A 6,362-nucleotide genomic window follows, 5' to 3' on the forward strand; every position below is an offset into this window, starting at 1 on the left:
AATGGCAAAAATATTAGTTACTGGTGGAACAGGGTACATTGGTTCGCACACAGCTGTAGAATTACACAACGCAGGATATGAAGTTGTAATTGTTGATAACCTTTCTAACTCAAATATCAAAATTTTAACTCAGCTACATGCCATTACCGGCAAATGGTTCGATTTTCATGAAATTGATCTTCAGGATGAAAAAGCGGTACAGGAATTTGCAGAAAATCATGCTGATATTGATGGAATTATCCATTTCGCAGCTTATAAAGCAGTCGGCGAATCGGTAGAAAAACCGTTAAAATATTATAAAAATAACTTCTATGGATTGATTAATCTGCTAACCTCATTTAACAGAAAAATTAATTTTGTGTTTTCTTCATCATGTACCGTTTATGGTCAGCCAGAAACTTTACCGGTAACTGAAGCTGCATCAGTGCAGAAAGCAGAATCTCCTTACGGAAATACCAAACAGATTGCTGAAGAAATACTGGCAGAAACTGCTGCGGTAACACCTGATTTAAATGTAATCGCTTTGCGTTATTTTAATCCGGTTGGTGCCCACGAAACTGCTTTGATCGGTGAGTTACCAAATGGTGTGCCGGCAAACCTTGTCCCTTTTATTACTCAATCTGCTATTGGAAAACGTGGTCCGATTACCGTTCACGGAAATGATTACGATACACCGGATGGTTCTGCTATACGCGATTATATCCATGTGGTTGATCTTGCAAAAGCGCATGTTGCCGCTATTAAAAAATTAGAAGATGGAAACCCGAACGGTAATTATGATGTTTTCAATATCGGTACCGGCAAAGGATCTTCAGTTTTAGAGATTATTGCTGCTTTCGAAAAAGTAAATGGCGAAAAACTGGATTATAAAATCGGTCCGAGAAGGGCAGGGGATATTGTTCAGATTTATGGCGATGTACAAAAATCGAATAATGAACTGGGTTGGAAAGCCAATCTGGATATTAACGAAATGATGCGCTCGGCATGGGAGTGGGAAAAATACATTAAGGCCAACCCTTTTTAAATGAAGTTGTCGGAGCACAAAGATTTAAAAGCCGCCATTACCGAACTGCCTGTTAAAGAAAAAGACAAGCTGTTGCTGCGTTTGGTGGCTAAAGACAAAGTGCTCACCGAACACCTTCATTATAAATTATTAGAGGATGAAACCGATCTGGAAGACCGGAAAGAAAGGATTAAAGCCGATGTTGACGAACAGATTCCTGAATTGAAAAAATTAAATGCCAAAGAGGCATTGGTAAAAGTAAGGAAAATGATCACATCGGTTAACCACTTTTATAAGGTAACCAAAGATCCCGTTGGGGAAGTAGAACTTAAATTGTATATCCTCAATGCCATCCCTTTTGATTATAAGAAATCAATTTTTGGTTACCGCGATTTTATGATGCTTTTTAGTATCTATTACATCAAAACGGTTGCGGTAACCATCAATAAATTCAAAAAACTTCACGAAGATCTGCAGTTCGATTTAAGTGAAAATCTGAATCACTTGCTTGATAAAATCTATTCTTCTAAATTAGTCGGTGCAGCGGAAGCCAGTAATTTGCCAAAAGAGATCAGTTAAATACTATATTCCCTTTATATTAATTGATAAATCTCCAGGATTAAAGCAATCGATTTAGCAGTTGATGTTGCTGCTGTTGAATATTACCCGAAGAAACTTTAGAGAAAAAAATCATGCAGAAAGAGGTACTCGCCTTTAGCTAAAATTACTTTTTGTTCGATTTTCTTATACCAATCCACCTCAAAATCTTATTGATTTTATAAATATCCCCTTCAGGGGCTGTGGTTATTCGTACCTCAACGCCTCTACCGGGTCTAGCTTTGAAGCTTTTTTGGCAGGATAGTATCCGGAAAGGATTCCTACAAATACACATAATACAAAGCCACCAATAATAAATAACCAGGGGATCAGGAATGCTCCACCCATAGCAAGGGAAATCAGGTTTCCTAAAACTATTCCGAGAAAAATACCTAGGGCTCCACCCATTAAACAGATTACTACAGCCTCGATTAAAAACTGGCGGCGAATAACCTTTGGATTTGCGCCGATCGCTTTACGGATACCAATTTCGCGTGTACGTTCGGTAACTGAAACCAGCATGATATTCATTAAGCCTATTGAGGCTCCAATTAAAGTAATAATTCCAATGGCCACACCACCAATAGCTACAAAGGCCAGGTTCTCGAATAATGTTTGAGCAATGGCATCACTCTTGGTAATCTCGAAATTATTGGTTTCGTTTACCTTTACTTTGCGGATATTTCTGAATAGTGCGGTAGATTCGCCAATAATGTTTTCCTGCATCTCATTACTAGGTACCATTACTGTAATGGTGTAAGATGGGTTGGCATTGGCATTAATCTGCTTCGCTTTTAGCAGGGGCACATAAACGGCCCTGTCGCCACTAAAGCCCATGCTCGATCCTTTTTTCTCTAATATGCCAACAATTTTAAAACGGTTATTACCTACATTGATCAGTTTATCTAAAGGGTCTGAGTCTTTGAACAGTTTTTCTACTACTTCGCCACCAACAACACAAACATTACTTCCCAACTGTATTTCAGAAACGCTAAAATTTCTTCCCTGTGAGAGATTTAAACCCTGAGAGGCTAAACCATTTTCATCAATCCCCTGAACGTTAATATTAGGATTAGTTTTTAAACTGCCATATTTTATGGTAGAGCCGCTGCTGGCAAAAACGCTTACTGCAACAGTAGCTGGCGTATTCAGGCTATCTTTAAATTTAACAGCATCTTCGTAGCGGATGGCTTTAAAAGGTTTTGGTCTTTTTCCATTTCCAATCCTGATTCCGGTACCACGGTTTCTTATGGTAAATGAGTTGGCCCCCATGCTACTGAAAGCATCTGTCATACTTTTCTTTACAGCATCCAGCGTGGTTAAAATCCCAACCAAAGCCATTAAACCAATAGCAATAATCAAAGCAGTAAGCATGGTACGCAAGCGGTTAGCTTTAATTGATTCTAATGCCAGTCTGATGTTTTCTCTGTAATTCATTTATAGTAAGTACCAAGTCAAGTATTGAGTATCAAGTATGAAGATGGGATTTGCCCTATACCCTTTGCCTTAAACCTTATTTGTAAAAATAAAAAAAGTCCCGATGTTTAGACAAGGGGACTGCACTATATGTTACAATAATATTTTATTTATGCCGAGAAACTCGTGCCACAGCCGCAGGTGCTCGTTGCATTAGGGTTAACGAAGGTAAAACCACGGGAATTTAATCCATCCTGCCAATCAATCATCATACCCATTAAGTACATCTGGTGTGCTTTATTCATGAAAACTTTAATGCCCTCAATAAAATATTCCTGATCGCCATCTTTTTTCTGATCAAAACCCAAAACGTAGTTCATCCCAGCGCAACCACCGCCCTCTACGCCAACACGTAATCCGTAATCCTCACCGATCTCCTGCTGATCTTTTAATTTATATAACTCTTTAGTTGCTCCTTCGGAAAAAGTAACCGGTGCAAATGCTGTATCAACTGTTGTGCTCATGTTATTTAAATTTTATCTGTCACAAATATAAATAATAATGCACATTTTTGCTTTTAACGGTCTGTTAATATTACCGTAATTAAACAATACTTATGAATACCCAACAGATTTTGATTGATATAGTGATCTTATTTGCAGGCATTTTTGCTGCGTTAATGGCCGTTTATTATATTTTAAAGAGCGATATTCAGCGATTTTTCGACCTCAGGAATATTGAACTGAATAAAGAAAGCAGAGCGCACATTTTACCTTTAAGATTGCAGGCGCACGAGCGTTTAATTATATTCGTCGATCGTATTAACCCGGCTAATTTGCTTGTTCGTCTGCATCAGCAAGGAATTGCCATTGCTACTTTACAAGCAGGTATTTTAAATGAAATCCGCTCGGAGTACCAGCATAACATCACTCAACAGTTATATGTAGATAGTGTAACCTGGAGTATAGTACAAAAATTAAAAGACGATACTATTGCTATGGTGAATAATACAGTACAAGGTTTACCAGCCGATGCAAATGGAATTGAATTGAGTAAGGCAATTTTACAGCAGATGGCTGGTATAGATGACAATCCATACGACTTAACGATCGAACTGATTAAAAAAGATATCCATAAGTTGTTTTAAGAGGAGTTAACTGGTTACCAGTTTAAACAATTAAACTTCAATTACAGTTAACCAAAATATACACCATGGCTGGGCCAGTTAACCAATGACCACTGAACTAATGAACTAACCAAATGAGCGAGAAAAAGCATACCACTACTTCGGGGATTGAAATAAAGGCGCTTTATACCGAAGCGAAGCCAATGGAAGAACTGCCCGGAGAATTTCCTTTTACCAGGGGGATTCAGAAGGATATGTACCGCGGTCGCTTGTGGACGATGCGGCAGTATGCTGGTTTTTCGACTGCTGAAGAATCAAACAAGCGTTATCATTATTTATTGGCTCAGGGTACAACAGGATTATCTGTTGCGTTTGATCTTCCAACGCAAATTGGTTACGATTCCGATCATGAAATGGCTGATGGAGAGGTAGGTAAGGTTGGTGTGGCTATCGACTCGTTGAAGGATATAGAGATTTTATTTGATGGCATTGAGCTGAAAGACATTACAACTTCGATGACGATTAATGCAACGGCTTCGATTTTACTGGCCATGTATATAGCGCTCGCCAAAAAACAAGGTGCAGATTTAAAGCAGATTTCGGGCACAATTCAGAATGATATCTTAAAAGAGTATGCTGCAAGGGGAACCTATATCTATCCGCCAAAGCAATCAATGCGTTTAATTACCGATATTTTTGAGTTTTGTAGCAAAGAAGTGCCGAAATGGAATACCATTTCCATATCTGGCTACCATATTCGTGAGGCTGGCTCTACTGCTGTACAAGAGCTTGCTTTTACATTAGCTAATGGCAAGACTTACCTAAAAGCCGCTTTAGATAAGGGTTTAAATATTAACATCTTTGCGAAACGCTTGTCGTTCTTCTTCAATTGCCACAATAATTTCTTTGAGGAAATTGCTAAGTTTAGGGCTGCAAGGCGGATGTGGGCGAAAATTACCAAAGATTTGGGCGCTGCAGATGAGAAAGCCCAGATGTTAAGGTTTCATACCCAGACCGGAGGCTCAACATTAACCGCGCAACAACCCCTAAATAATGTGATCAGGGTAAGCAATCAGGCAATGGCTGCGGTTTTAGGTGGAACACAGTCCTTACATACTAATGGCTACGATGAAGCGCTTTCGCTTCCAACAGAATCGGCAGCAAAAATTGCTTTACGTACCCAGCAGATTATTGCTTTCGAGAGTGGTGTTACCGATACAGTAGATCCATTGGCGGGATCATTCTTTGTAGAGAACCTCACCGATGAAGTTGAAGCTGCTGCGTGGGCTTATATCGATCGGATAGATGCTATGGGTGGTTCGGTGAACGCCATCGAAAGCGATTATATGCAGAATGAAATTGCCAGCGCAGCTTATCAATATCAAAAAGAGATTGAAAGCGGCGAAAGGATCTCTGTTGGAGTAAATAAATTTACACAACAAGAGGAAGCTTTAACCGAGGTTTTCAATATAGATGACTCGATCCGCAAGCTGCAATCTGAAAAGCTCGATCACTTAAAATCAAACCGCGACCAAGCTGCGGTAGAAAAAGCATTGCAGCAATTGAGCGAAGCTGCCAAAGGCGAAACTAATCTAATGCCTTTGATTATCGATGCCGTTGAAAAATATGCCACTCTTGGTGAAATTGCAGATGTATTCAGGAATACATTTGGTGTTTATTAGTTAAAATTAAATACCCTGATTTTTTGATTCATTTCTAAGTTTAAATTGAAGATATCCTGCTTCTGATAAATGGCAATAAAATGATTAGCATTTTATTCACAATATGTGAATAATGAACTAAACTGTCGTAAAATTCATACTATAATAACAACTAATGAAATAGTATAAACGACTGGCCTGAATTAATAATTTATTTATTTAACTTATGCCTTTGATTTTCAGTTTGTTTGATGTTGAAAGGGGCTAAAACGCTTAACTAGTATCTAAAATGGCTTAAATTTTGCTTTTTCAGCAGCAATTCGAAGTAATGAAGGTATTGATTATAAATAGTGGTTGTGTGGATAACCAGTGTTAATAAATAGTTATCAACATAAAAAATTGAGGTTAAGCGGGCTACTATATTCCTTATCAGTACGTTACGATTTATTTAAAATTTTTGTTTAAAATGTTGATAATTATGTCAATATTCGTAGTCCCTAAACGGACCATCCCTTTAATTCGAATAGGCACTGTAAACCAATAAATTATAGAAATCGCA

At 38.2% G+C, this 6,362-nt stretch carries 6 protein-coding genes; 4 read left to right on the top strand and 2 right to left on the bottom strand.

The features are described from left to right. Position 1 precedes the first annotated feature (1 nt). Positions 2-1,024: a UDP-glucose 4-epimerase GalE gene (galE, locus tag FFJ24_RS25870; RefSeq protein ID WP_138820076.1), complete on the top strand. Its 1,023-nt coding sequence runs from the start codon at positions 2-4 to the stop codon at positions 1,022-1,024. Further along, complete coding sequence (locus FFJ24_RS25875) at positions 1,025-1,582, top strand: hypothetical protein (RefSeq protein WP_138820077.1); 558 nt, start codon at positions 1,025-1,027, stop codon at positions 1,580-1,582. Positions 1,583-1,807: 225 nt separating this feature from the next. On the opposite strand, the gene FFJ24_RS25880 is transcribed toward FFJ24_RS25875, so the two are convergent. Together FFJ24_RS25880 and FFJ24_RS25885 are read right to left on the bottom strand one after the other, a co-directional pair. Then, positions 1,808-3,037, bottom strand: coding sequence for an ABC transporter permease (locus tag FFJ24_RS25880; RefSeq protein ID WP_138820079.1), 1,230 nt, complete (start codon positions 3,035-3,037; stop codon positions 1,808-1,810). Between the two features lie 149 nt (positions 3,038-3,186). Then, positions 3,187-3,540, bottom strand: coding sequence for an iron-sulfur cluster assembly accessory protein (locus FFJ24_RS25885; protein ID WP_121287812.1), 354 nt, complete (start codon positions 3,538-3,540; stop codon positions 3,187-3,189). Between the two features lie 92 nt (positions 3,541-3,632). On the opposite strand from FFJ24_RS25885, the gene FFJ24_RS25890 reads away from it, so the two are divergent. Together FFJ24_RS25890 and FFJ24_RS25895 are read left to right on the top strand one after the other, a co-directional pair. Further along, positions 3,633-4,163 carry a hypothetical protein gene (locus FFJ24_RS25890; RefSeq protein ID WP_138820081.1) on the top strand — a complete coding sequence of 177 codons (531 nt, stop codon included), beginning with the start codon at positions 3,633-3,635 and terminating at the stop codon, positions 4,161-4,163. Positions 4,164-4,276: 113 nt separating this feature from the next. Further along, positions 4,277-5,824 carry a methylmalonyl-CoA mutase gene (locus FFJ24_RS25895; RefSeq protein ID WP_138820083.1) on the top strand — a complete coding sequence of 516 codons (1,548 nt, stop codon included), beginning with the start codon at positions 4,277-4,279 and terminating at the stop codon, positions 5,822-5,824. Positions 5,825-6,362: the final 538 nt, after the last annotated feature.

Source organism: Pedobacter sp. KBS0701 (genome assembly GCF_005938645.2).
Classification (GTDB): Bacteria; Bacteroidota; Bacteroidia; order Sphingobacteriales; family Sphingobacteriaceae; genus Pedobacter.

What these genes read in the sequence shown, in the direction of transcription:
- FFJ24_RS25880 (WP_138820079.1), bottom strand. Translation starts at nt 3,037, where the DNA reads ATGAATTACAGAGAAAACATCAGACTGGCATTAGAATCAATTAAAGCT.
- FFJ24_RS25895 (WP_138820083.1), top strand. Translation starts at nt 4,277, where the DNA reads ATGAGCGAGAAAAAGCATACCACTACTTCGGGGATTGAAATAAAGGCG.
- FFJ24_RS25890 (WP_138820081.1), top strand. Translation starts at nt 3,633, where the DNA reads ATGAATACCCAACAGATTTTGATTGATATAGTGATCTTATTTGCAGGC.
- FFJ24_RS25885 (WP_121287812.1), bottom strand. Translation starts at nt 3,540, where the DNA reads ATGAGCACAACAGTTGATACAGCATTTGCACCGGTTACTTTTTCCGAA.
- galE (WP_138820076.1), top strand. Translation starts at nt 2, where the DNA reads ATGGCAAAAATATTAGTTACTGGTGGAACAGGGTACATTGGTTCGCAC.
- FFJ24_RS25875 (WP_138820077.1), top strand. Translation starts at nt 1,025, where the DNA reads ATGAAGTTGTCGGAGCACAAAGATTTAAAAGCCGCCATTACCGAACTG.